The sequence below is a fragment of the Pseudonocardia kongjuensis genome, assembly GCF_039526905.1.
Taxonomy (GTDB): Bacteria; Actinomycetota; Actinomycetes; order Mycobacteriales; family Pseudonocardiaceae; genus Pseudonocardia; species Pseudonocardia kongjuensis.
The window spans coordinates 33,229-52,919 of sequence record NZ_BAAAJK010000063.1 but is presented as its reverse complement, the minus strand read 5'-3'; the positions used below and the strand labels follow the sequence as shown (position 1 = coordinate 52,919).

Sequence of the window (19,691 nt, the reverse complement as noted above, 5' to 3'; positions counted from 1 at the left end):
GCGGCGCCGGGCCGGACCGGTGGCCCGCCCGGGCCGCCCGGCCGCACCGACGGCCGCCGCCCCGGCGGTGACGGCGGCGACGGGCGCAGGCCGAGCCGCAGGCGCCGGATCCGGAACTGGCTCATCGCCGCGGCCGGGGTCTCGGTGCTCGGCCCGCTGGTCGCCTTCGCGATCGGCTGGCTGGTCTTCCCGGTGCCGGCCGCCGACGACATCGCGGTCACCCAGGTGGCGACGTTCACCTACGCCGACGGCGCGCCGCTGGCGACCGTGCGGCCCGGCAACGTGAACCGCACCAGCGTCACGCTGGACCGGATCCCGGTGCCCGTGCAGCAGGCCGTGCTGTCCGCCGAGGACCGCAGCTTCTTCTCCAATCCCGGCTTCGACATCTCCGGCATCGGCCGGGCGGTGATCAACCAGCTGACCGGCGGCATCGGCGGCGGCTCGACGATCACCCAGCAGTACATCAAGGTGACCACCGGGGACGACCAGAACTCGCTGTTCCGCAAGTTCCGCGAGGTGGTGCTGGCGGCGAAGATCTCCAAGGAGATGACGAAGGAACAGATCCTGGAGAACTACCTGAACGCGATCTACCTGGGCCGCGGGGCCTACGGCGTGCAGGCGGCCAGCCAGGCGTACTTCGGCAAGGACGTGTCGGAGCTGAGCGTCTCCGAGGGGGCGATGCTGGCCGGCGTGATCCAGTCGCCGTCGCGCTGGGACCCGGCGAAGAACCTGGACATGTCGCAGCAGCGCTGGAACTTCGTGCTCGACGGCATGGTGGGGCAGAACTGGCTCAGCCAGGCCGAGCGGGACCAGCAGCAGTTCCCCCGCTGGAACGAGTCGTCCGCCGCCGAGGGCGGCGGCATCCCCGGCGACGACCGGGGACACATCTACAACGCCGCCCGCGGCGAGCTGGAGGGGCTCGGCATCTCCGAGACCGAGCTCAACACCCAGGGGCTCACGATCACCACCACGATCGACCCGGCCGCCCAGGAGCAGGCCGCCGAGGCCGTCGCGCAGAGCCTGGACGGGCAGCCGGAGAACCTGCGCTCGTCGCTGGTGTCGGTCGATCCGCGGACCGGTGCCGTGATCGCCTACTACGGCGGCGAGAACGGCGTCGGGCTGGACTACGCGTCCGTGCTGAAGCAGCCCGGGTCGTCGTTCAAGCCGTTCGTGGTCGCCGCGGCGCTGCAGGCGCCCGACCCGATCGGCCTGGGCACCACCTACGACGGGTCGTCGCCGCAGACGCTGGCCGGCACCCGGGTCACCAACTCCGAGGGAGTGAGCTGCGCGAACTGCTCGGTCAAGGAGGCGATGACCAAGTCGATCAACACCGTCTTCTACCGGATGGGCCTCGACGTCGGCCCGGCGCGGGTCGCCGATGCCGCGCACCAGGCCGGCATCCCCGCCGACCTGCTGCCGGACCCGACCGGCGGCATCTCGCTCGGCGACCGTGAGGTGCACCCGAAGGACATGGCGGCGGCCTACGCGACGTTCGCCGCGGACGGCGTGAAGCGCGCGCCGTACATGGTCAGCAAGGTCACCGCCAACGACGGCCGGGTGATCTACGACCGCGGCGGGACCGACGACGGCGAGCAGGTCATGCCCCAGGAGGTCGCGCGCAACGTCACCGAGTCGATGACCGACGTCGCGAGCTCGTCCCGGATCGGGCTCAACGGCGGGCGCCCGGTCGCGGTCAAGACCGGCACCGTGCAGAGCTCGGTCGAGGGCCAGAACAACGACGCGTGGACCGTCGGCTACACGCCGTCGGTCTCCACCGCCGTCTGGGTCGGCACCGACGACAACTCGCCGATCCGCAACGCCTCCGGCAACGCGATCTTCGGCCGGATGCTGCCCGGCCAGATCTGGCAGTCGTTCATGGACGACGTGCTGCGCGGTACCCCGCCCGAGCAGTTCTCCAGCTTCCGGCCGATCGGCGAGGCCCCGCCGGCCCGCAACGTCTCCGCCGACACCGGCTCCGGCGACGACTCGTCGTCGGCCGGGGAGAGCACGGAGCCGAGCCGGGAGCCCGAGGAGGGCCGGGACCGCAACGGCGACGAGGGCGGCGGGCGCGACGGCTCCGGCGGCGACGGCGACTCCTCGGACGACGGCTCCGGTGGCGACGGGGGCGGCGACCGCAACCCGTTCGAGAACGGCGACCCGTTCTCCGACGGCGGCGGCCCGGACTCCGGTGGCGGCCAGGACGGCTCCGACGACCCGAACGGCGGTGGGGGCTGAGCGACCCCGGCCGCCCCGGCGCCGATCCCCCCGGGGAACCGCACACCGGGGACGGCCCGACCGTCCGCGAGGTCCCGAGCTGGACCGAGCCGCTCGCCCGCTCGGCCAGCCGGCTGGTCGGCGGCCCGCTCGGCAGGCACGCGCTGATCGGCCGGGCCCGCTACTGGACGCCGCTGCGGGCCGTGCTGCTGCTCGCCGTCGTCGTGCTGGCGATGAGCTGGCTCGGCAAGGCGGCCTGCCTGCAGGAGTACCGCACCGCGGACGGCGTGCTGGCGCTCGACTGGCGCAACGACCGCCAGTACGTGGCGATGTGCTACTCCGACACGGTCCCGCTCTACGGCCTGGAGGGGCTCGCCGACGACGGCGTCCCCTACCGCGACGCCTGGTTCGAGACCCGCTCCGACGGCACCCGGGTCGAGCGCTGGATGGAGTACCCGGTGCTCACCGGGTTCTTCCAGTACCTCAACGCGCAGCTCACCGACGGCTGGCAGTGGCTGGCGGAGCGGCTGCCGCTGCCGACCGCGCTCGACGTCGTCGTCTACTTCAACATGACGGCCTTCTGGCTGTCGGCCGCCTGGCTCACGGTGGTCTGGGCGGTGCTGCGGCTGCGGCCGGACCGGCCGTGGGACGCCGCGCTGGTCGCGCTGTCCCCGCTGGCCCTGGTGCACGTGTTCACCAACTTCGACGCGCTCACCGTCGCCCTCGCCACCGGCGCCCTGCTGGCGCTGCGCCGGGACCGGCCCGGCTGGGCCGGCGTCCTGATCGGGCTCGGCGCCGCCGCGAAGCTCTACCCGCTGCTGCTCCTGGTGCCGATCCTGCTCGTCGGGTGGCGGCGCCGCTCCGACGGCGGCCTGGTGCGGGCCGGCTGGGCGACCGGCGCCGCGGTCGCCGCCTGGACCGCGGTCAACCTGCCGGTCGCGCTCGCCTGGCCGCGCGGCTGGGCCGAGTTCTTCCTGCTCAACCGCACCCGTCCGGCCGATCCGGACTCGATCTGGTACTCGCTGAGCTGGTTCACCGGCTGGGCCGGGTTCGACGGCCCACTCGTCGACGGGGCCCCGCCGACCATCCTGAACGCGATCACCGCGGTGCTGATGGTGCTCGCCGTCGCCGCCGTCGCCTGGCTCGCGCTGCGCGCCCCGCAGCCGCCGGCCGTCGCGGAGCTCGCCTTCCTGTGCGTCGCCGCTTTCCTGCTGGTCAACAAGGTGTGGAGCCCGCAGTACTCGCTCTGGCTGGTGCCGCTCGCGGTGCTGGCGATCCCGCGCTGGCGGCTTCTGCTCGGCTGGATGGTGATCGACGCCCTGGTCTGGGTGCCGCGGATGTACCAGTACCTCGGCGTGGCCGACAAGGGCCTGCCGATGGAGCCGTTCCTGGTCACCGTCCTGGTCCGGGACGCCGTCGTGGTGGCGCTGTGCGTGCTGGTGGTGCGGCAGATCCTGCGGCGCGGGCGGGACACCGCGCCCGACCCGGTCTGGCCGCCCGCGACCCGGGTGGCGGCCCGCACCTGACCCGCCGCGCCCCGCCCCGCACCCCGCCGTGCGCCGAGATGCAGCTCAGCGGGCGTTCCGGTGTGCGATGCGCCCGCTGAGCTGCATCTCGGTGACGGGTGACGGTGGTCTCGCCGCGCAGGCCACCGCGCACGGGTGCGGAAGTATCGGGGCATGGGCGACGACGCGGTGGTCCCGGACCGGGTGCAGCAGCGGCTGCGGGAACGGATCGAGGCGGCGCTGCCGGTGCTGCAGCGGCGCGCCGCGACCGACACCGAGCGGGCCGGGAAGCGGCCCGCGTCGGTCACGATGACGCTGCTCCCGGTGCCGGGCGCGACCGGTGACGGCCCGCTGGCCACCGAGGTCGCGTTCGTGCTCACCCGCCGGGCCCGGTCGCTGCGCGCGCACTCCGGCCAGTGGGCGCTCCCCGGCGGCCGGCTGGACGCGGGCGAGACGGCCGAGCAGGCCGCCCGCCGCGAGGTCGCCGAGGAGGTCGGCCTGGACCTCGGCCCGGACCGGGTGCTCGGCCTGCTCGACGACTACCCCACCCGCTCCGGGTACGTCATCACGCCGGTGGTGCTCTGGGCGGGTGGTGCCGGGGAGCCGGTCCCGAACCCGGACGAGGTCGCGGAGCTGCACCGGCTCCCGCTCGCCGAGATCGACCGCGAACCCCGCTTCCTGACCATCCCGGAGTCCGGGTCCCCGGTGATCCAGGTGCCGCTGTTCGACCGCTACGTGCACGCCCCGACCGGTGCGGTGCTCCACCAGTTCCGGGAGGTCGTGCTGCACGGGCGGCCGACCAGGGTGGCGCACCTGGAGCAGCCGGTGTTCGCCTGGCGGTGACTCAGCTCCGCGTGTGCTCGCGGAGGTACGCGATGTCGGCGGCCTGGCCCTCGGCCGGGGTCTCCACGACCACCGGCGCGCCGGCCTCGGCGACGACGGCGGCCAGCTCGTCGGGCGGGATGGTGCCCGCACCGATGTTGGCGTGCCGGTCGCGGGCGGAGTCGAACGGGTCGCGCGAGTCGTTCAGGTGGATCAGGTCGATCCGGCCGGTGATCGCCTTCGCCCGCGCCACGATCCCGGCGAGCTCCTCCCCGCCGGCGAACGCGTGACAGGTGTCCAGGCAGAACCCGACGCCGAACTCGCCCACTGCGTCCCACAGCCGGCCGAGCGCGTCGAACCGGCGGGCCATCGCGTTGTCCCCGCCCGCGGTGTTCTCGATCAGGACCGGCACGTCGAAGCCGTGCTCGCCGGCCTGGCGCTCGACGAACTTGCGCCAGTTGTCGATCCCGGCGGCCGGGTCCTCGCCCGCGGTGACGTGACCGCCGTGCACCACCAGGCCGAACGCGCCGACCTCGGCCGCGCCGGCCAGGTGCTGCTGCACGATCTTGCGGGACGGGATCCGGATCCGGTTGTTCGTGGACGCCACGTTCGCGGTGTAGGGGGCGTGCACCACGACCGCGACCCCGGACCCGGCCAGCTCGGCGGCCCGCGGGTGCGGCGGCGGCTTCTTCCAGCCCTGCGGGTCGGAGAGGAAGAGCTGGATCACCTCGGCCCCCACCTCCTCGGCCGCGGCCAGCGGGTCCTCGGCGTCGCGGACGTGTGCTCCGATCTGCATGCGGGTCACGGTAGCGAGCGCCCCCGACAGAACCGCCCGGGTGCCAGTGTACCCGCAGGTGGGGCGCCGGACGGCCGTTGGTAGCCTTGCCCGGTCATCCCGCAGGTCCGCGTCCGGCTCCGGCCGTGCGGCGATTCTGTCGGGGGGCACTGAGAACCTCCTGTCACGGCCGTCCGGGCCGTGACCGTTTTCGAGTCCATAGGAGGTGAGTGGTTCTCATGCGTCACTACGAGGTCATGGTCATCCTCGACGGCAGCCTGGACGAGCGCACCGTGCAGCCGTCCCTGGAGCAGTTCCTCACCGTCGTGAAGAGCGACGGCGGATCGGTCGAGAAGATCGAGGTCTGGGGCAAGCGCCGGCTGGCCTACGAGATCAGGAAGCAGAGCGAGGCCATCTACGCGGTCGTCGAGATCGCCGCGGAGCCCGCCACCGTCGCCGAGCTGGACCGCCAGCTGGGTCTGAACGAGTCCGTGCTGCGCACCAAGGTGCTGCGCAAGGACGTCACCCGCACGCCGGCGCCCGCCGCCGGCTGAGAGGGGCTGTCATGGCCGGCGAGACCGTGATCACCGTCGTGGGAAACCTGACGGCCGATCCCGAGCTGCGGTTCACCCCCTCCGGCGCCGCGGTCGCCAACTTCACCGTCGCGTCGACGCCGCGGACCTTCGACCGCCAGTCCGGCGAGTGGAAGGACGGCGAGGCGCTGTTCCTGCGCTGCAACATCTGGCGGCAGGCGGCGGAGAACGTCGCCGAGTCGCTGACCCGCGGTGCGCGGGTCGTCGTGCAGGGGCGGCTGCGGCAGCGGTCCTTCGAGACCCGTGAGGGCGAGAAGCGCACCGTCGTGGAGATGGAGGTCGACGAGGTCGGCCCCTCGCTGCGCTACGCGACCGCCAAGGTCAACAAGGTCAGCCGGGGCGGAGGCTCCGGCGGCTTCGGTGGCGGCGGCGGTGGCGGCGGCTACGACGGCGGTGGCGGCGGCGGCCAGCAGGGCGGCGGCTCCGGCGGAGGCAACTCCGGCGGCGGCTATGACGACCCCTGGGGTTCGGCCCCGCCCGCCGGGAGCGGCGCGGCGTCCGACGACGAGCCCCCTTTCTGATCCACGTACCCACCGCCCGTCACGGGCGGTAGACCCACCAGGAGCACCACCATGGCCAAGGCCATCGTGCGCAAGCCGAAGAAGAAGGTTTGCGCGTTCTGCAAGGACAAGGCCCAGCTGATCGACTACAAGGACACCGGTCTGCTGCGGAAGTTCATCTCGGACCGGGGCAAGATCCGTGCCCGTCGGGTGACCGGCAACTGCCGTCAGCACCAGCGGGACGTCGCCGTCGCGGTCAAGAACTCCCGCGAGGTCGCCCTCCTGCCCTACACCTCGACCGCGCGCTGACGAGGAGAACGCAGATGAAGCTCATCCTCAACGCCGACGTCCCCAACCTGGGCGCGCCCGGCGACATCGTCGAGGTCAAGGACGGCTACGGCCGCAACTACCTGCTGCCGCGCAAGCTCGCGGTCGTCGCCACCCGTGGTGCCGAGAAGCAGGTCGAGCAGATCCGCCGGGCCCAGAAGACCCGCGAGATCCGGGACCTCGGGCACGCCCAGCAGGTCGACTCGCAGCTGCGCAACCTGAACGTGACCGTCCCGGCCAAGGCCGGCGACAACGGCAGGCTGTTCGGCTCGGTCACCCCGACCGCGGTCGTCGAGGCGGTCAAGGCGTCCGGCGGTCCGACGCTGGACAAGCGGATCGTCGACGTCCCGGGTCACATCAAGACCCTGGGCAAGCACCAGGTGCAGGTGCGCCTGCACCCGGAGGTCACCACCGAGCTGCCGATCGCGGTCGTCGCGAGCTGAGCGGTGCGGTGGTCGGTCGACCACTGAGAGTAGTCAGAGCGGTGTCCGGAGCCGAGTGCTCCGGGCACCGCTCTGTCGTATGTACGGGCCCGCCCGCGACGGGTCGGCGACCGGTCCGCGGACGCGCTCCGGAGTCGCGAGTGGACGGGTCCGCCCGGTCGGGTGAGGACGGACCGGATCCGCTGTCACACAGACGACACGCCGCGCGGTGACGATCGGCTCGTCGGGCGGGGCTGTGGACGCGCCGGGCGGTGAACGGTGTCCGGCGCACTCCGACACGCCGGAAGCGGCCCTGCGACGACACGCCAGAGCGATGTTGTCCACAGCTGTCCCCATGCCACTGACCAGCGATTATGGCAGAAATCGATGCGCTGTCCCCAGGTTGTCCACAGCACGGTCCCGGGATGGGCGGCGGTCGTGCACAGTCCGTCCCCAGGTTGATCACCAGGCCGGTTGGTGCCGGGGGTGTGCGCCGACCTAGCCTCGGTCCGACCGGCTCGGCAGTACGTCCCGCACCCGCCCGCACGACAGGCGGCCCGGTGGCGGGCGCCCGGGCCGGACCATCACGGGAGACCCACGCGAGTACGCCGAGGACGGCTCTCGCGCTTCGAACGTGTGTTCGCTATGCTGTCCACCGGGGGTGACGCTGCGTATGGCTCTGACGGACGATCGTCCCACCGGCCGGCCTCGAGCCGTTCGCGACGAGGACCAGGCGGGCGGCTCCGGCAGCGGCGGGAGCGGCACCTTCGATCGTCAGCCGCCGCAGGATCTCACCGCGGAGCAGTCGGTACTGGGCGGCATGCTCCTGAGCAAGGACGCGATCGCCGACGTCGTCGAGGTGCTCCGCCCGGAGGACTTCTACCGTCCCGCGCACCAGACGGTCTACGAGACGATCCTGGACCTCTACGGCCGCGGTGAGCCGGCCGACGCGGTGACCGTGTCGGCCGAGCTGCAGCGCCGCGGCGAGCTGGTGCGCCTGGGCGGTGCGCCGTACCTGCACACCCTCATCGCGACGGTGCCGACCGCGGCGAACGCGGCGTACTACGCGGAGATCGTCGGGGAGAAGGCGATCCTGCGCCGGCTGGTCGAGGCCGGCACCCGGATCGTGCAGCTCGGCTACCACGGAGCCGAGGGCGGCGAGGTCGACGAGGTCGTCGACCGGGCGCAGGCCGCCGTCTACGAGGTCACCGAGCGCACCACCACCGAGGACTACACGGTGCTGGAGGAGCTCCTCCAGCCGACGATGGACGAGATCGACGCGATCGCCTCCCGCGGCGGCATGTCCTCCGGCGTCCCCACCGGGTTCGCCGATCTCGACGCGGTCACCAACGGTCTGCACCCCGGGCAGATGGTCGTCGTCGCGGCCCGGCCCGGGCTCGGGAAGAGCACCCTGGGGTTGGACTTCGCCCGCTCCTGCTCCATCAAGAACGGCATGACCAGCGCGTTCTTCTCCCTGGAGATGAGCAAGTCCGAGATCGTGATGCGTCTGCTGTCGGCGGAGGCACGGATCCGGCTGGCCGACATGCGGGCCGGCCGGATGTCCGACGAGGACTGGACGCGGATGGCGCGGCGGATGTCGGAGATCTCCGAGGCGCCGCTCTACATCGACGACTCGCCGAACCTGACGCTGATGGAGATCCGGGCCAAGGCGCGCCGCATGAAGCAGCGCAACGACCTGAAGCTGATCATCCTGGACTACCTGCAGCTGATGACCTCGGGCCGCAAGGTCGAGTCCCGCCAGCAGGAGGTCTCGGAGTTCTCCCGGCAGATCAAGCTGCTCGCCAAGGAGCTCGAGGTGCCGGTGGTCGCGATGAGCCAGCTGAACCGTGGTCCCGAGCAGCGGACCGACAAGCGGCCGATGCTGTCCGACCTGCGTGAGTCCGGATCCATCGAGCAGGATGCCGACATGGTGGTGCTGCTGCACCGCCCGGACGCCTTCGAGCAGGACGACCCGCGGGCCGGCGAGGCGGACCTGATCCTGGCCAAGCACCGTAACGGTCCGACGACGACGATCACCGTGGCGCACCAGCTGCACTACAGCCGGTTCTCCGATCTCGCGCACGGCTGAGCGCCGGGCAGCGGCAGCACCGGGCGCGCGGGCGGCCGGTACGACGTGGCGTGCGGCCCGCTGACCGCGGCGTGGGACGTGGCGACAGCGTGGGACGTGGCGGCAGCGCGGCGGTGGCCGCGGCACGGGGTGTCAGGCGGCCGGGCAGGCCCGGCGCGACCGGCGCGGTGAGCGTGGCCCGGCGGCCCGCTCAGCCCCCGGGTCGGCGCCGCTGCGGCACGGTGGCCGCGACGCCCAGCGACAGCGCGGCGAGCACGATCCCGGCGATCACCACCGGCACCGCGACCATGACCGCTCCGGCCAGCAGCACCAGCAGGGACACTCCCAGCAGCGCCGACGGCAGCGGCCCGGCCCCGTGCACCGAACGACCCGACCCGCCCGGGCCGTGCAGCAGGCTTCCCGGCGCGGCCGGACGCAGCAGGCTCCCCGGGGTGGCGGGACGCAGCGCGCGCCCCGGGCCGGCCGGCCGGTTCGCGCCGGTGAGCGCCGCGAACCGGCGCACCAGGCGTGGATCGGTGAGCCGCAGCTGGATCTCGATCTCGTGCAGCCGCCGTGTCTCGCGCTCGCTCAGCACAGGAGCACCCCTCGGAGTCTCGACCGGCGCACGGGAGCACCGGTGGGGAGCCTGGGGCGACGTCGATCCGGGCGTTCAGGGCAGACTACGTGACCTGATCGTGACCTTGACAGCCGGGCGAACGGGGTCACAGTGCCGGTGCTCACGCCGCACCGGCCCGGGTCACCAGATGGAGACGCGGTCCCGCCGGGGCCCGGCCGGGGCGCCGAGCCTGCTGCACAGACCGGTCCACGAGCGGTCCGGGGCCGGTGTCCTGGCGGGCCGGGACCGCAGCCAGCGCAGCTGGAGGTCCGGGTCGTCGGGATCGACGGTCGCCCGGTCCCGGCGGCTCGGCCTGGCCGCCGACCGGGTCTCGACGATCGTGCCGTCGGTGAGCGCCTGCACGCCGTGCAGGCAGCCGGGCGGGACCAGCAGCAGCCGCCCGCCGTCCAGCACGGACACGGCGAGCCGGCCGAACGTCTCGGCCTCCGGGCGGGCGTCGATCACGACCGCGTAGCCGGCTCCGCGGGACACGTCGAGCAGCACCGCCTCGGCCCGGTGCAGGTGCAGGCCGTCCACCGCGTCCCGGGCCACCCGGCGCCTGCGGCGCACCGCGAACGCGTCCGGCCCCGGCGGCCCGACGAGCAGCGACCCCGGCACCACGGTCCTCAGCACGCTCACCCGCCGCTCCCCCCGGCCGCTCCGGTCACGCCCGGTGGCGTGTCCGGGCCCCGGCCCGTTTCTCGTACCCGGGACGACAACGAGCGAGACCGCCGTCGGTGACGCTCGGCGAATGTGTACTGCTCCGAACGGGTGGCCGAGGCGTGGCCGCCGTCGCGGACTACTATCGCCCATAGTTGATCGGGGGTGGGCGCCATGCCGGAACCGGTGCGCTGCCGCGCCTGCCGTTCCGATCGCGGCGAGATCGTCCTCGACCTCGGCGAACAGCCCCCGTGGGACCGCATGCCGCTGCGGGACGCGCCGCTGCCCGATCCGGTCGCCCCGCTGCGGATGTGGCTGTGCAGGCGCTGCGGCCTGGCCCAGCTCGCCGACGACGTGCCGGTCGCCGAGGAGCTGCACGGCGTCGAGCCGCTGGCGTTCGCCGCGCAGAGCGACCGGTCGGTCGCCCGGCTCGCCGACGCCGGCCTGGTCCGTCCCGGCGGCCGGGTGGCCGAGTTCGGCAGCCCGCACGGCGAGTCCTGGCTGCCCCGGCTGACCGGCCGGGGGATGACCGCGCTCGACCCGGCGGATCCCGGGGCCGGGCCCGCCGACCTGGTGGTCGACGTCTACGGGCTGCTGCACGAGCCGGACCAGCGGACCGCGCTGCGCCGCCGCGCCGCCCTGCTCGCCCCGGGCGGGACGCTCGCCCTGCAGCTCCTGTCGCTGGGCACCGTGCTGCGCGAGGGCCAGTGGTACGACCTGCGGCACGGTCACCACGCCTACTGGTCGCTGCCCGCGCTGGACGCGGCGCTGCGCGGGCACGGGATCGGCCTGCACCGCGCCTGGTGGTACCCGCTCTCCGGCGGAACGCTGCTGGTCACCGCCCGGGCCGGGGCCGAGCCGGACGCCGGGGCCCGGCGGCTGCTCAGGGCCGAGGACGGGCTCGGCGTCCGGACCGCGGCCGGGCTGGGCCGGTTGCAGGCCGCCGCCGACGGCACCGGCGCGCTGCACGCCTGGCTGGTCGCCGAGCGGGCCGCGGGCCGCACCGTCGCCGCCTACGGCGCCGCGTCGCGGGCGGTCCCCCTGGTCTGCCGGGCCGGGATCCGGTCGGACCTGCTCGCGGCGGTCGGCGACGCGGCGCCGGCGAAGCAGGGCAGGCGGATGCCCGGCACCGACGTGCCCGTCGTCGCCCCGGCGGAGCTGGCGCGGCTGCAGCCCGACCGGGTCGTGCTGTTCATGCCGGAGCTCGCCGACGAGGTGCGCGCGGAGCTGCCGGGGATCGAGGCGGCCGGGGGCCGGTGGGTCGTCCTCGATCCGGCTCCGCGGCTGCTCGGCCGGGTGGCGGCGGAGCGGTCCGCCGGACGGAGCCCTGGGGCGCATGGGGGGTTGCGGTTACCCTCGTAGGCCGGGAGGCACCATGCGAGGTCGACTCGGTGAGCTCGAGGCAGCCGTGATGGACGTGCTGTGGGACGGTGCCGCACCGTGCCGCGTCCGGGACGTCCGGGCCCGCCTCGCACCGGCCCGCCCGCTGGCCTACACCACCGTCATGACGGTGCTGGACAACCTGCACCGCAAGGGCTGGGTCCGGCGCGAGCTCGACGGCCGGGCCTATCTCTACCGCCCGGCCGCCACCCGCGAGGAGGAGACCGCGCAGGCGCTGCGCGAGCTGCTGGACGCGGCCGGCGACACCGAGGCCGTCCTGCTGCACTTCGCCCGCTCGGTGTCCGAGCGCGAGTCGGCGGTGCTGCGGGCCGCGCTGAACCCGTCGGCGCCGCCGGTGCTGTGGGGCCGCGACGCCGCGGGCTGACCGGGATCAGGCGGCGCGGCCGGCGGACCGGCGGGACCGCAGCCAGGACGGCCTGCGGCTCGCCGGCGGGGTGTCGGGTGCGCCGTCGTCGGTCCGCTCGGCGGTCCTGGTGATGTTGCGGACCATCCCGCCGAAGACGATCCCGTGGAACGGCGCGACCGACCACCAGTACAGGAACCCGGGCAGCCCGTGCGGGATGAACACCGCGCGCTGATGGTAGGTCGATCCGCCGTCGCGGGGCCGGACCGTCATCTCCAGCCAGGCCCGGCCCGGGACCTTCATCTCGGCCCGCAGCCGCAGCAGCGCCGCCCCGTCCCCGTTCCGGCTGTCCCCGTTCCGGCTGTCGCCGCCGGGTTCCACCAGCCGTTCCACCCGCCACCAGTCCAGCGCGTCGCCGGTGTGCAGGTCGTCCGGGTCGCGGCGGCCGCGGGCCAGCCCGACCCCGCCGACGGCCCGGTCCATCCATCCGCGCACCGACCAGGCCAGCGGGAACGAGTACCAGCCGCGCTCCCCGCCGATGCCCTTGACGACCGTCCACAGCCGTTCGGGTGAGGCGCCGCAGTCCTGCTCGCGCTCGTCGAGGTAGACGCTGCCGCCCGCCCACTCCGGGTCGCTGGGCAGCGGATCGGACGGCACGTTCTGCACGGTCGCGCCGGACCAGCGGGTCTCGACCTCGCCGTCGGTGATCCGGGACAGCGCCAGCCGCACCGCCCGGTCGTAGCCGATCCGGCCCTCCGGCGGGTCGGGCACGTAGCCCAGGATGTCCTGCTCGGAGCAGACGACCTCGTGCACCAGCGACTCGATCAGCGGGGTCGCGATCGACTTCGGCACCGGCGTGACGACGTTGATCCAGTGCGCGGACAGCGACGGCGACAGCACCGGCACCGGGACGACCCGCCGGCGGCCCAGCCCGGCGACGGCGGCGTAGCGCTGCATCATCTCGACGTAGGTGAGGATCTCCGGCCCGCCGATGTCGAACGTCCGGTTCAGCCGCCCGGGCAGCTCGGCCGCCCGGATCAGGTAGCGCAGCACGTCGCGCACCGCGATCGGCTGGATCCGGTTGTGCACCCAGCGCGGGGTGACCATCACCGGGAGCCGCTCGGTGAGGTGGCGCAGCATCTCGAAGCTGGCCGATCCGGAGCCGAGGATCACCGCCGCCTGCAGCACGACGGTCGGCACCCCGGACCGCAGCAGCGTCTCCCCGACCTCGACCCGGGACGCCAGGTGCGCCGACAGCTCGGCCGGGTCGCCGTCCGGGTGCAGCCCGCCCAGGTAGACGATCCGCCGCACGCCGGCCTCGCGCGCGGCCTCACCGAGGATCAGCGCCGCCCGCCGGTCGAGCGAGGCGAAGTCCGAGTCGGACAGCGAGTGCACCAGGAAGTAGACGACGTCGACGTCCCGGCACGCCTCCCGGACGCTCTCCGGATCGAGCAGGTCCCCGGTGACGATCTCGGCGTCGCCTGCCCACGGGACGTCCGCGAGCTTGTCCGGGTTCCGGACCAGGCAGCGGACGTGCACCGGGCCGGCGTCCGGGTCGGGCACCAGATCGGCCTCCGGGCCGTGCCCCAGCAGCCGCGGTGCCAGCCGTCCACCGATGTACCCGGTCGTTCCCGTGACGAGATAGCGCACGGACCGATCGTCCCACCGGTTCGCCCGCCCGGCAGGGTTCACGATCTCCCGGTGAGCTCGGCGGGCGGGTTCCCGTCGCGCGGCCGCAGCGGATCGACGGCCTCGGGTGCGACCTCCCGGGGTGCGACGAGCGAGCGCACGGCGGCGGTGAGCACCGCCAGCAGCGGGACCGCGAGCAGCGCGCCGACGATGCCGGCGATCACCACGCCGGCGGCGACGGCCAGCGCGACGGCCAGCGGGTGCAGCCGCACGGCGCGTCCGAGGAGCACCGGCTGGAGCACGTGGCTCTCCAGCTGCTGCACGGCCAGCACGACGCCGAGCACGATCAGCGCGGTCCCGAGGCCGTTCGCGACCAGCGCGATCAGCACGGCGATCGCCCCGGTCACCACGGCGCCGACGATCGGGATGAAGGCGCCGACGAACACCAGCGCCGTCAGCGGCAGCGCCAGCGGTACGCCGGTGATCCACAGCCCGAGGCCGATCCCGGTCGCGTCCACGATCGCGACCAGCACCGTCGCCCGCACGTAGCCGACCAGCGAGGCGAACGCGCGCCGCCCGGCGACGTCCACCCGCTCGCGCCGGCCGACCGGTGCGAGCAGCCGCAGGAAGCCCCACATCCGGCGGCCGTCGTAGAGCATGAAGATCAGTGCGAACAGGCACAGCGCGAAACCGGCCAGCACCTCGCCGACCGTCGTCGCGGTGCTCACCGCACCCGAGGTGAGGGTCTGCTGGTTGTCCTGCAGGGTCTCCAGCAGCTGGTTCCCGAGCTGCTCGACGTCGACCTGGAACGGGGTGGCGTCCACCAGGCCCTGCAGCGACGCCACGCTGATCGTGAGCTGCCCGATCAGGTCGGCGGTGCCGTCGACCAGGGTGTTGACGACGAGGGTCAGCAGCCCGCCGAGCGCGGCCAGCCCGGTGACCATCACCAGCCCGGTGGCGACCCCGCGCGGGACCCGCCGGTCGTGCAGCCACTGGACCAGGGGGGCGAGCAGCGCGGCCAGCAGCACGGCGATCGCGACCGGGATGACGACCACCCGCAGCTGGATCACCAGGAAGATCATCAGTGCCAGTCCGGCCGCGATGACCAGCATCCGGGCGCAGATCTCGGAGGCCACCCGCAGCGGTGCCGGGACGTCCGAGCGGCCCGCCGGGCGGCGCGATCGCCGGGCCCCGGGTGCCTGCTGCGGGGTGTCGGACCAGGACAGGGCGGCCTCCGGATCGGAGGCCGCGCCGCCCCGGGGCTCGGCGAGGGGCGGTCCGGCTCCCTCGGCGAGCGCGGCCGCGGGGGACCCGGGATCGTGCCCGGTGCCGGTCTCCGGGGGCGCGGTGTCCGGCTGCGCGGTGTCCGGGGGCGCGGTGTCCGGGTGCGTGGTGTCCGGCTGCGCCGTGTCCGGCCGTGCGGTGTCCGGGCGCGTCGTGTACGGGTCGGTGGCCGTCCCGGGGTCCGGCCGGCCGTCGCCTGGTCCCGCACCGTCCGCCATCACCCCGACGCTAGACCCCGGTCCGGCCGCCGGCCCGCCGCGCGCGGCGCCCGCACCCAGGTCCGCTCGGACGGCCCAGCGCCGGCCCGGCCGGGGCGGTCCACCCGGCGGTATCCGGCCGGGGCCGGCCCGTCGCCCCGGGACGGTGCCGGCGGTCCGGCAGGGCGGTGCCGACGACCGGCACGACGGTGCCGGCGATCCGGGCCCGCGGACCGGGACGCGCCGGCGACCGGCCGTCCGGCGACGTCCGCCCGGCACGCGATCCGGGGAACCTCTCGCACCCCTCGGACGGCCCAGCCACCGCGCGGTCGGAGCAGTGCGGACCACCGGAGGTCACGCAGCGTCGAACTACACCCGTGTAGTGGACACCCCGAGGTCCGGCGGTGACACCGTCAGGTGGCGGACCGGTCACCCATCGCCCGATCACCGCCCGGACGTGGCCCGAAGCCGGTGGGAGCAGCCGGAGCGACACCTCCACCCCGGGTTCGGGACGGGTGGACGATTACTCGCTGCTCCACAAGAGCGCCGGACGAACACTCTCCGTACACGCGACGCAGGGGGACGGCCGGGCTGCGCCACCCGTACGAGCGCACTTGCCGGTGTCGCTGTAACCGCCGTTTCCCCGCTCGGGTGTCACCCGTTGACGGAGTGAGTGGGCCGAACGGCGGTACGACGGGTACGGACTTCGGGCGAACCAGTTGCGGCACACAACCGACGTCAGCGAGCAGGAGGTACGGCGGGTGTACGAGTTCGAGAATGGATCCAGCGGTCACGGTTCCGGCGGTCTCGAGTCGTCGATCCGGCGTCGGCGGGCCACCCGGGACGGATGGCCGTTCCCGGGCCGGCACGAGTCGCACAACGAGATCGCGGACGAGACCCCGATCTTCCATTCGCTCACCGTCGGCGGGTGGCGGGACCGGCAGCGCTCCGGCTCCGCGGGCAACGCCGTGCGGCGGGTGCACCGCGGCACCGTCCGGACCACCCGCCGCGCCCCGGCCGCCGACGCCCGGCAGACCGCCGACGCGGTCGCCGCGTTCCACACCGATCCGCTCGCCTCGCCGGTCCCGCAGCAGTCCGAGCCGGTCGGCCGGGGCACCTGGAACGACCCGGGCGACGCCGCGCTGGCGATGCTGCGGCGCCGCCGGGACGCCGCGCGGGCCGCGGACCGGGCGGCGGTCGCCGACCTGCTCGGCGGCGCCGGGCGGCACCGGCTGACCCGTTCGGCCTGATCGTCACGGCGCAGGCAACCAGCGCGCCCCCGGGACGTCCCGGGAGGTGAGAAGACGTCCCGCGGAGACCTTGGGCCGCGGGGTGGGTGACGACCGGCTGGGGAGCAGGGTCGTCAGCACGCAAGGCGAGGGCCGGAACGCCGGGTCGGAGGGAGCCGACCGGGCGTCCCGGCCCTCGCGCGTGCCCGTGCCGGCACGGTCGGGCGGTGCCGGACGCGATCGAGCCGGCCCGGAACCGTGGGGAGCGCGATTCCGGAGGCGCGGGCTCGACGAGGCGGGGACGGCGTCGGCCCTGCCTCACGCGGCGACATGATCGCCACGGAGTGTGACCGTAACGGGCGGCCGTCCGGGTCACAAGGGGTCTGTCATAGTCCGTTCTGCAGCATCACCGAACACTGCAGTCACCACCGTCACCTGAGTCACCACGTTCGACGCAGTCGTGCGGGGTGACGTCGCCGCGTCGTACCCGGATCCTTCCGCACGGTGACGCCCGGGCGCTCTACCCTGCAGTCGATGAGCACCGATGCCGCGGCGACCGGACCCCGTCGCACCGACCGCCCGCTGGACGAGGCCGGGGTGGTGACGGCGGTGCGGCGCGCCGCCGAGCGGGGCACCCGGGTGCGCCCGACCGGGGCGGGGGCGCGGGCGCCGGGACCGCTGGTCCGGACCGACGACGTGCTGCTCGACGCGTCCGCGCTGACCGGGGTCGTCGAGGTCGCCGAGGACACCGTGCGGGTCCGCGCCGGGGAGACGATCGCCGCCCTGTGCACCACGCTGGCCGCGTCCGGGCGCGCGCTCGCGACCGTGCCGGACGCGCCGCGGGCCACCATCGCCGGTGCCACCGGGCTCGGGATGTACGGCGGCGAACCGGCCGTCGGGTCGCTGTCCGACCAGGTGCTGGCGGTGCGGCTGGTGGACGGGCTGGGCCGGGTCCGCGAGGTGACCGGATCGGACCTGGACGCCGCCCGCTGTGGCCTCGGCGCGCTCGGCGTGCTCACCGCCGTGCAGCTGCGCACGGTGCCGCTGCGCAGGCTGCGGGTGCACGAGGAGCCGACCCGGACCAGCGAGCTGCTCACCGACGGCGTGCTGACCGGGCACGCCTGGACCGAGTGCGACGTGGCGGTGCACACCGGCCAGGCGATCGTCCGGTGGGCCGAGCCCGAGGACACCGACGACCTGCCCGCCGAGGTCGCCGAGGGCCGCGGCGGATACGCCGGGACCTGGGGCCGGGCGGTGTCCCGGCTGGCGTCGTCGTGGTGGTCCGCGCGGTCGTCGTGGCCGCCGCCGCACCGCTGGGCACCCGGGACCGCAGGCCCGCCGCACGAGGTGCTGCCCGATCCGCAGCCGTGGGACCCCGATCTCGCCGAGTGGGCGGTGCCGCGCGCCGCGCTCGGCACCGTGCTCCGCGAGCTGGGCGCCGCGGTCGCCACCCGGGGGCACGATCTGCGCCCGGTCCGGGTGCGGCTGGGGCCCGCCGAGACCGGCCACCTGCACCCGGCGTCCGGCCGGGACACCGCCTACCTGCGGATCCGGACCCGCGGCGCGGCGGAGGAGCCGGTGCGCCGACTGGCCGGTGCCGTCCTGGAGGACGCGGGCGGGCGCCCCTGCTGGACGACCCGGCACGAGTGGGGGCCGGACGAGCTGGCCGTCGCCTACCCGGGCTGGGCGGCGTTCGGCGAGGTCCGCGACCGGTTCGACCCGGAGCGGCGGTTCACCGATCCCTACCTGGCGTCGGTGCTCGGCCCCTGACCCCTCAGGACGCCAGCGCCTTCCGGAGCCGGGCCGAGACGGCCCGCACCGCGGCGAGCGACTCCCGGCGGTCGGCCATCGTCGGCTCGCCGCCCGCGACGACCTGCTCGCCGCCGACCCACACGTCGCGCACCAGCCGCGAGCCGCCGGCCCACACCAGGTTCGACACCAGCTGGGCGTCGTCCTCCGGGGCGACGAACGCCGAGTCGTCGGTGTCGATGTGCACCACGTCGGCCCGCCGGCCGGTCTCGAGCACGCCCAGGTCGTCCCGCCCGATCGCGGCCGCGGCGTCGGCGGTGCCCATCAACAGCACCTCGGCGGCGGTGATCGCCGCGGCGTCGTCGGCCCCGATCCGGGCGAGCAGCCCGGCGAGCCGCGCCTGGTGCCACAGGTCCAGGTCGTCACCGGAGGCCGGGCCGTCGGTCCCCAGCCCCACCGGGACGCCGGCCCGGCGCAGGTCCAGCAACCGTGCCGTCCCGGCCGCGAGCTTGGCGTTGGAGCCGGGGCAGTGCGCGACCGCGACCCCGTGCCGGGCGTAGGTGGCGATGTCGTCGTCGGACAGGTGCACCGAGTGCGCGGCCAGGATTCGGCCGCCCAGCGCGCCGCCCGCGTCCAGCATCGCCGGGACCGAGCCGTGCTCGTCGCGCAGGTGGGCGTCCTCGCCGCGGGACTCGGCGACGTGCGTGTGCACCAGCGCGCCCCGCTCGCGGGCGTGCTCGGAGATCGACGCCAGCGCGCCGGGCGGGAGGGTGTACGCCGAGTGCGGGCCGTAGCCCAGCTCGATCCGGCCGTCCCCGCCCGGGTGCAGGCCGTGCGCGTCGATCCGGGCCGACACGTCGTCGCGCATCTGCTCCCAGGTGCCCAGCCGGTCCCAGCCGGGCGCGGCGATGATGCCCGGCGTCAGCACGGCGCGCGATCCGGCGGTCCGGACGGCGTCGGTCAGCGCGTCGGTGAAGAAGTACATCTCGACGCTGGTGGTGCAGCCGGTCCGCAGCAGGTCCAGGCAGCCGGCGAGCATCCCGGCGTGCACGTCGGACTCGGTCAGCAGCGCCTCGGCCGGCCACATCACGTCGGTCAGCCACGGCATCAGCGGGAGATCGCCGCCCATCCCGCGCAGCAGCGACATCGGGGTGTGGCAGTGCGTGTTCACCAGGCCGGGCATGATCAGCCCGGGCAGCGGCCGGACGACGGCGTCGGTCGCCGGGGCGTCGGCCGCCGGGCCGAAGTGGGCGATCCGGCCGGCGTCGTCGACGTCGAGCACGGCGTCGCGGACGACCGGGAACCCCGGCGCGCAGCTCAGCGCCACCGGGGCGGTGAGCCGCTGCAGCACCGCCAT

Annotated in this window: 18 protein-coding genes; 12 read left to right on the top strand and 6 right to left on the bottom strand. The window is 74.7% G+C overall.

Annotated features, from left to right (window positions below; translation table 11 throughout):
* The 3 genes from ABD160_RS32990 to ABD160_RS32980 all read left to right on the top strand — a co-directional run.
* On the top strand, positions 1 to 2,235 hold a 2,235-nt coding region (locus ABD160_RS32990), incomplete at its 5' end, for a transglycosylase domain-containing protein (protein WP_344030595.1).
* 182 nt (positions 2,236 to 2,417) lie between these two features.
* Positions 2,418 to 3,740, top strand: a complete 1,323-nt coding sequence (locus ABD160_RS32985; protein WP_344030592.1) for a glycosyltransferase family 87 protein — start codon at positions 2,418 to 2,420, stop codon at positions 3,738 to 3,740.
* A 153-nt stretch (positions 3,741 to 3,893) separates the two neighbouring features.
* Complete coding sequence (locus ABD160_RS32980; RefSeq protein WP_344030589.1) at positions 3,894 to 4,562, top strand: NUDIX hydrolase; 669 nt, start codon at positions 3,894 to 3,896, stop codon at positions 4,560 to 4,562.
* A gap of 1 nt (position 4,563) precedes the next feature.
* Here the strand turns inward: ABD160_RS32980 and ABD160_RS32975 are convergent, their stop codons facing one another.
* A complete protein-coding gene (locus ABD160_RS32975) occupies positions 4,564 to 5,337 on the bottom strand; it encodes a deoxyribonuclease IV (protein ID WP_344030586.1) in 774 nt (257 codons plus the stop codon).
* Positions 5,338 to 5,555: 218 nt separating this feature from the next.
* Here ABD160_RS32975 and rpsF point away from each other — a divergent pair, with 218 nt between their 5' ends.
* The 5 genes from rpsF to dnaB all read left to right on the top strand — a co-directional run bounded on the left by rpsF (position 5,556) and on the right by dnaB (position 9,247).
* A complete protein-coding gene (gene rpsF / locus ABD160_RS32970) occupies positions 5,556 to 5,870 on the top strand; it encodes a 30S ribosomal protein S6 (RefSeq protein WP_344030597.1) in 315 nt (104 codons plus the stop codon).
* 11 nt (positions 5,871 to 5,881) lie between these two features.
* Positions 5,882 to 6,430 carry a single-stranded DNA-binding protein gene (locus ABD160_RS32965; RefSeq protein ID WP_344030583.1) on the top strand — a complete coding sequence of 183 codons (549 nt, stop codon included), beginning with the start codon at positions 5,882 to 5,884 and terminating at the stop codon, positions 6,428 to 6,430.
* A gap of 51 nt (positions 6,431 to 6,481) precedes the next feature.
* Positions 6,482 to 6,718: a 30S ribosomal protein S18 gene (gene rpsR / locus ABD160_RS32960; protein ID WP_085915038.1), complete on the top strand. Its 237-nt coding sequence runs from the start codon at positions 6,482 to 6,484 to the stop codon at positions 6,716 to 6,718.
* Between the two features lie 14 nt (positions 6,719 to 6,732).
* Positions 6,733 to 7,179 (top strand): 50S ribosomal protein L9, encoded by a 447-nt coding sequence (gene rplI, locus ABD160_RS32955; protein ID WP_344030580.1) that lies wholly within the window; start codon positions 6,733 to 6,735, stop codon positions 7,177 to 7,179.
* A 652-nt stretch (positions 7,180 to 7,831) separates the two neighbouring features.
* Entirely contained in the window at positions 7,832 to 9,247 is a 1,416-nt protein-coding gene (dnaB, locus tag ABD160_RS32950; RefSeq protein ID WP_344030577.1) for a replicative DNA helicase, read from the top strand.
* A 190-nt stretch (positions 9,248 to 9,437) separates the two neighbouring features.
* Here the strand turns inward: dnaB and ABD160_RS32945 are convergent, their stop codons facing one another.
* Together ABD160_RS32945 and ABD160_RS32940 are read right to left on the bottom strand one after the other, a co-directional pair.
* Complete coding sequence (locus ABD160_RS32945) at positions 9,438 to 9,821, bottom strand: DUF3040 domain-containing protein (RefSeq protein ID WP_344030574.1); 384 nt, start codon at positions 9,819 to 9,821, stop codon at positions 9,438 to 9,440.
* 162 nt (positions 9,822 to 9,983) lie between these two features.
* Entirely contained in the window at positions 9,984 to 10,481 is a 498-nt protein-coding gene (locus ABD160_RS32940; protein WP_344030572.1) for a dTDP-4-dehydrorhamnose 3,5-epimerase family protein, read from the bottom strand.
* A 195-nt stretch (positions 10,482 to 10,676) separates the two neighbouring features.
* Here ABD160_RS32940 and ABD160_RS32935 point away from each other — a divergent pair, with 195 nt between their 5' ends.
* Both ABD160_RS32935 and ABD160_RS32930 read left to right on the top strand, forming a co-directional pair.
* A complete protein-coding gene (locus ABD160_RS32935) occupies positions 10,677 to 11,864 on the top strand; it encodes a methyltransferase domain-containing protein (RefSeq protein WP_344030570.1) in 1,188 nt (395 codons plus the stop codon).
* Between the two features lie 13 nt (positions 11,865 to 11,877).
* On the top strand, positions 11,878 to 12,267 hold the full coding sequence (locus ABD160_RS32930) for a BlaI/MecI/CopY family transcriptional regulator (RefSeq protein ID WP_344030567.1): 390 nt from the start codon (positions 11,878 to 11,880) through the stop codon (positions 12,265 to 12,267).
* A 6-nt stretch (positions 12,268 to 12,273) separates the two neighbouring features.
* On the opposite strand, the gene ABD160_RS32925 is transcribed toward ABD160_RS32930, so the two are convergent.
* Both ABD160_RS32925 and ABD160_RS32920 read right to left on the bottom strand, forming a co-directional pair.
* Positions 12,274 to 13,896 (bottom strand): SDR family oxidoreductase, encoded by a 1,623-nt coding sequence (locus ABD160_RS32925; RefSeq protein ID WP_344030564.1) that lies wholly within the window; start codon positions 13,894 to 13,896, stop codon positions 12,274 to 12,276.
* Between the two features lie 38 nt (positions 13,897 to 13,934).
* Positions 13,935 to 15,377 (bottom strand): AI-2E family transporter, encoded by a 1,443-nt coding sequence (locus ABD160_RS32920; protein WP_344030561.1) that lies wholly within the window; start codon positions 15,375 to 15,377, stop codon positions 13,935 to 13,937.
* Positions 15,378 to 16,117: 740 nt separating this feature from the next.
* Between ABD160_RS32920 and ABD160_RS32915 the strand changes: the two genes are divergently transcribed.
* Both ABD160_RS32915 and ABD160_RS32910 read left to right on the top strand, forming a co-directional pair.
* On the top strand, positions 16,118 to 16,606 hold the full coding sequence (locus ABD160_RS32915) for a hypothetical protein (protein WP_344030558.1): 489 nt from the start codon (positions 16,118 to 16,120) through the stop codon (positions 16,604 to 16,606).
* Positions 16,607 to 17,119: 513 nt separating this feature from the next.
* The gene (locus tag ABD160_RS32910; protein ID WP_344030555.1) at positions 17,120 to 18,355 is read left to right on the top strand and encodes a D-arabinono-1,4-lactone oxidase; all 1,236 of its coding nucleotides are present in this window, start codon (positions 17,120 to 17,122) and stop codon (positions 18,353 to 18,355) included.
* Positions 18,356 to 18,359: 4 nt separating this feature from the next.
* On the opposite strand, the gene ABD160_RS32905 is transcribed toward ABD160_RS32910, so the two are convergent.
* On the bottom strand, positions 18,360 to 19,691 hold the full coding sequence (locus ABD160_RS32905; RefSeq protein ID WP_344030552.1) for an amidohydrolase family protein: 1,332 nt from the start codon (positions 19,689 to 19,691) through the stop codon (positions 18,360 to 18,362).

What these genes read in the sequence shown, in the direction of transcription:
- rpsR (WP_085915038.1), top strand. Translation starts at nt 6,482, where the DNA reads ATGGCCAAGGCCATCGTGCGCAAGCCGAAGAAGAAGGTTTGCGCGTTC.
- rpsF (WP_344030597.1), top strand. Translation starts at nt 5,556, where the DNA reads ATGCGTCACTACGAGGTCATGGTCATCCTCGACGGCAGCCTGGACGAG.
- ABD160_RS32965 (WP_344030583.1), top strand. Translation starts at nt 5,882, where the DNA reads ATGGCCGGCGAGACCGTGATCACCGTCGTGGGAAACCTGACGGCCGAT.
- ABD160_RS32975 (WP_344030586.1), bottom strand. Translation starts at nt 5,337, where the DNA reads ATGCAGATCGGAGCACACGTCCGCGACGCCGAGGACCCGCTGGCCGCG.
- ABD160_RS32935 (WP_344030570.1), top strand. Translation starts at nt 10,677, where the DNA reads ATGCCGGAACCGGTGCGCTGCCGCGCCTGCCGTTCCGATCGCGGCGAG.
- ABD160_RS32930 (WP_344030567.1), top strand. Translation starts at nt 11,878, where the DNA reads ATGCGAGGTCGACTCGGTGAGCTCGAGGCAGCCGTGATGGACGTGCTG.
- dnaB (WP_344030577.1), top strand. Translation starts at nt 7,832, where the DNA reads ATGGCTCTGACGGACGATCGTCCCACCGGCCGGCCTCGAGCCGTTCGC.
- ABD160_RS32920 (WP_344030561.1), bottom strand. Translation starts at nt 15,377, where the DNA reads ATGGCGGACGGTGCGGGACCAGGCGACGGCCGGCCGGACCCCGGGACG.
- ABD160_RS32980 (WP_344030589.1), top strand. Translation starts at nt 3,894, where the DNA reads ATGGGCGACGACGCGGTGGTCCCGGACCGGGTGCAGCAGCGGCTGCGG.
- ABD160_RS32910 (WP_344030555.1), top strand. Translation starts at nt 17,120, where the DNA reads ATGAGCACCGATGCCGCGGCGACCGGACCCCGTCGCACCGACCGCCCG.
- rplI (WP_344030580.1), top strand. Translation starts at nt 6,733, where the DNA reads ATGAAGCTCATCCTCAACGCCGACGTCCCCAACCTGGGCGCGCCCGGC.
- ABD160_RS32905 (WP_344030552.1), bottom strand. Translation starts at nt 19,691, where the DNA reads ATGGCGGTGCTGCAGCGGCTCACCGCCCCGGTGGCGCTGAGCTGCGCG.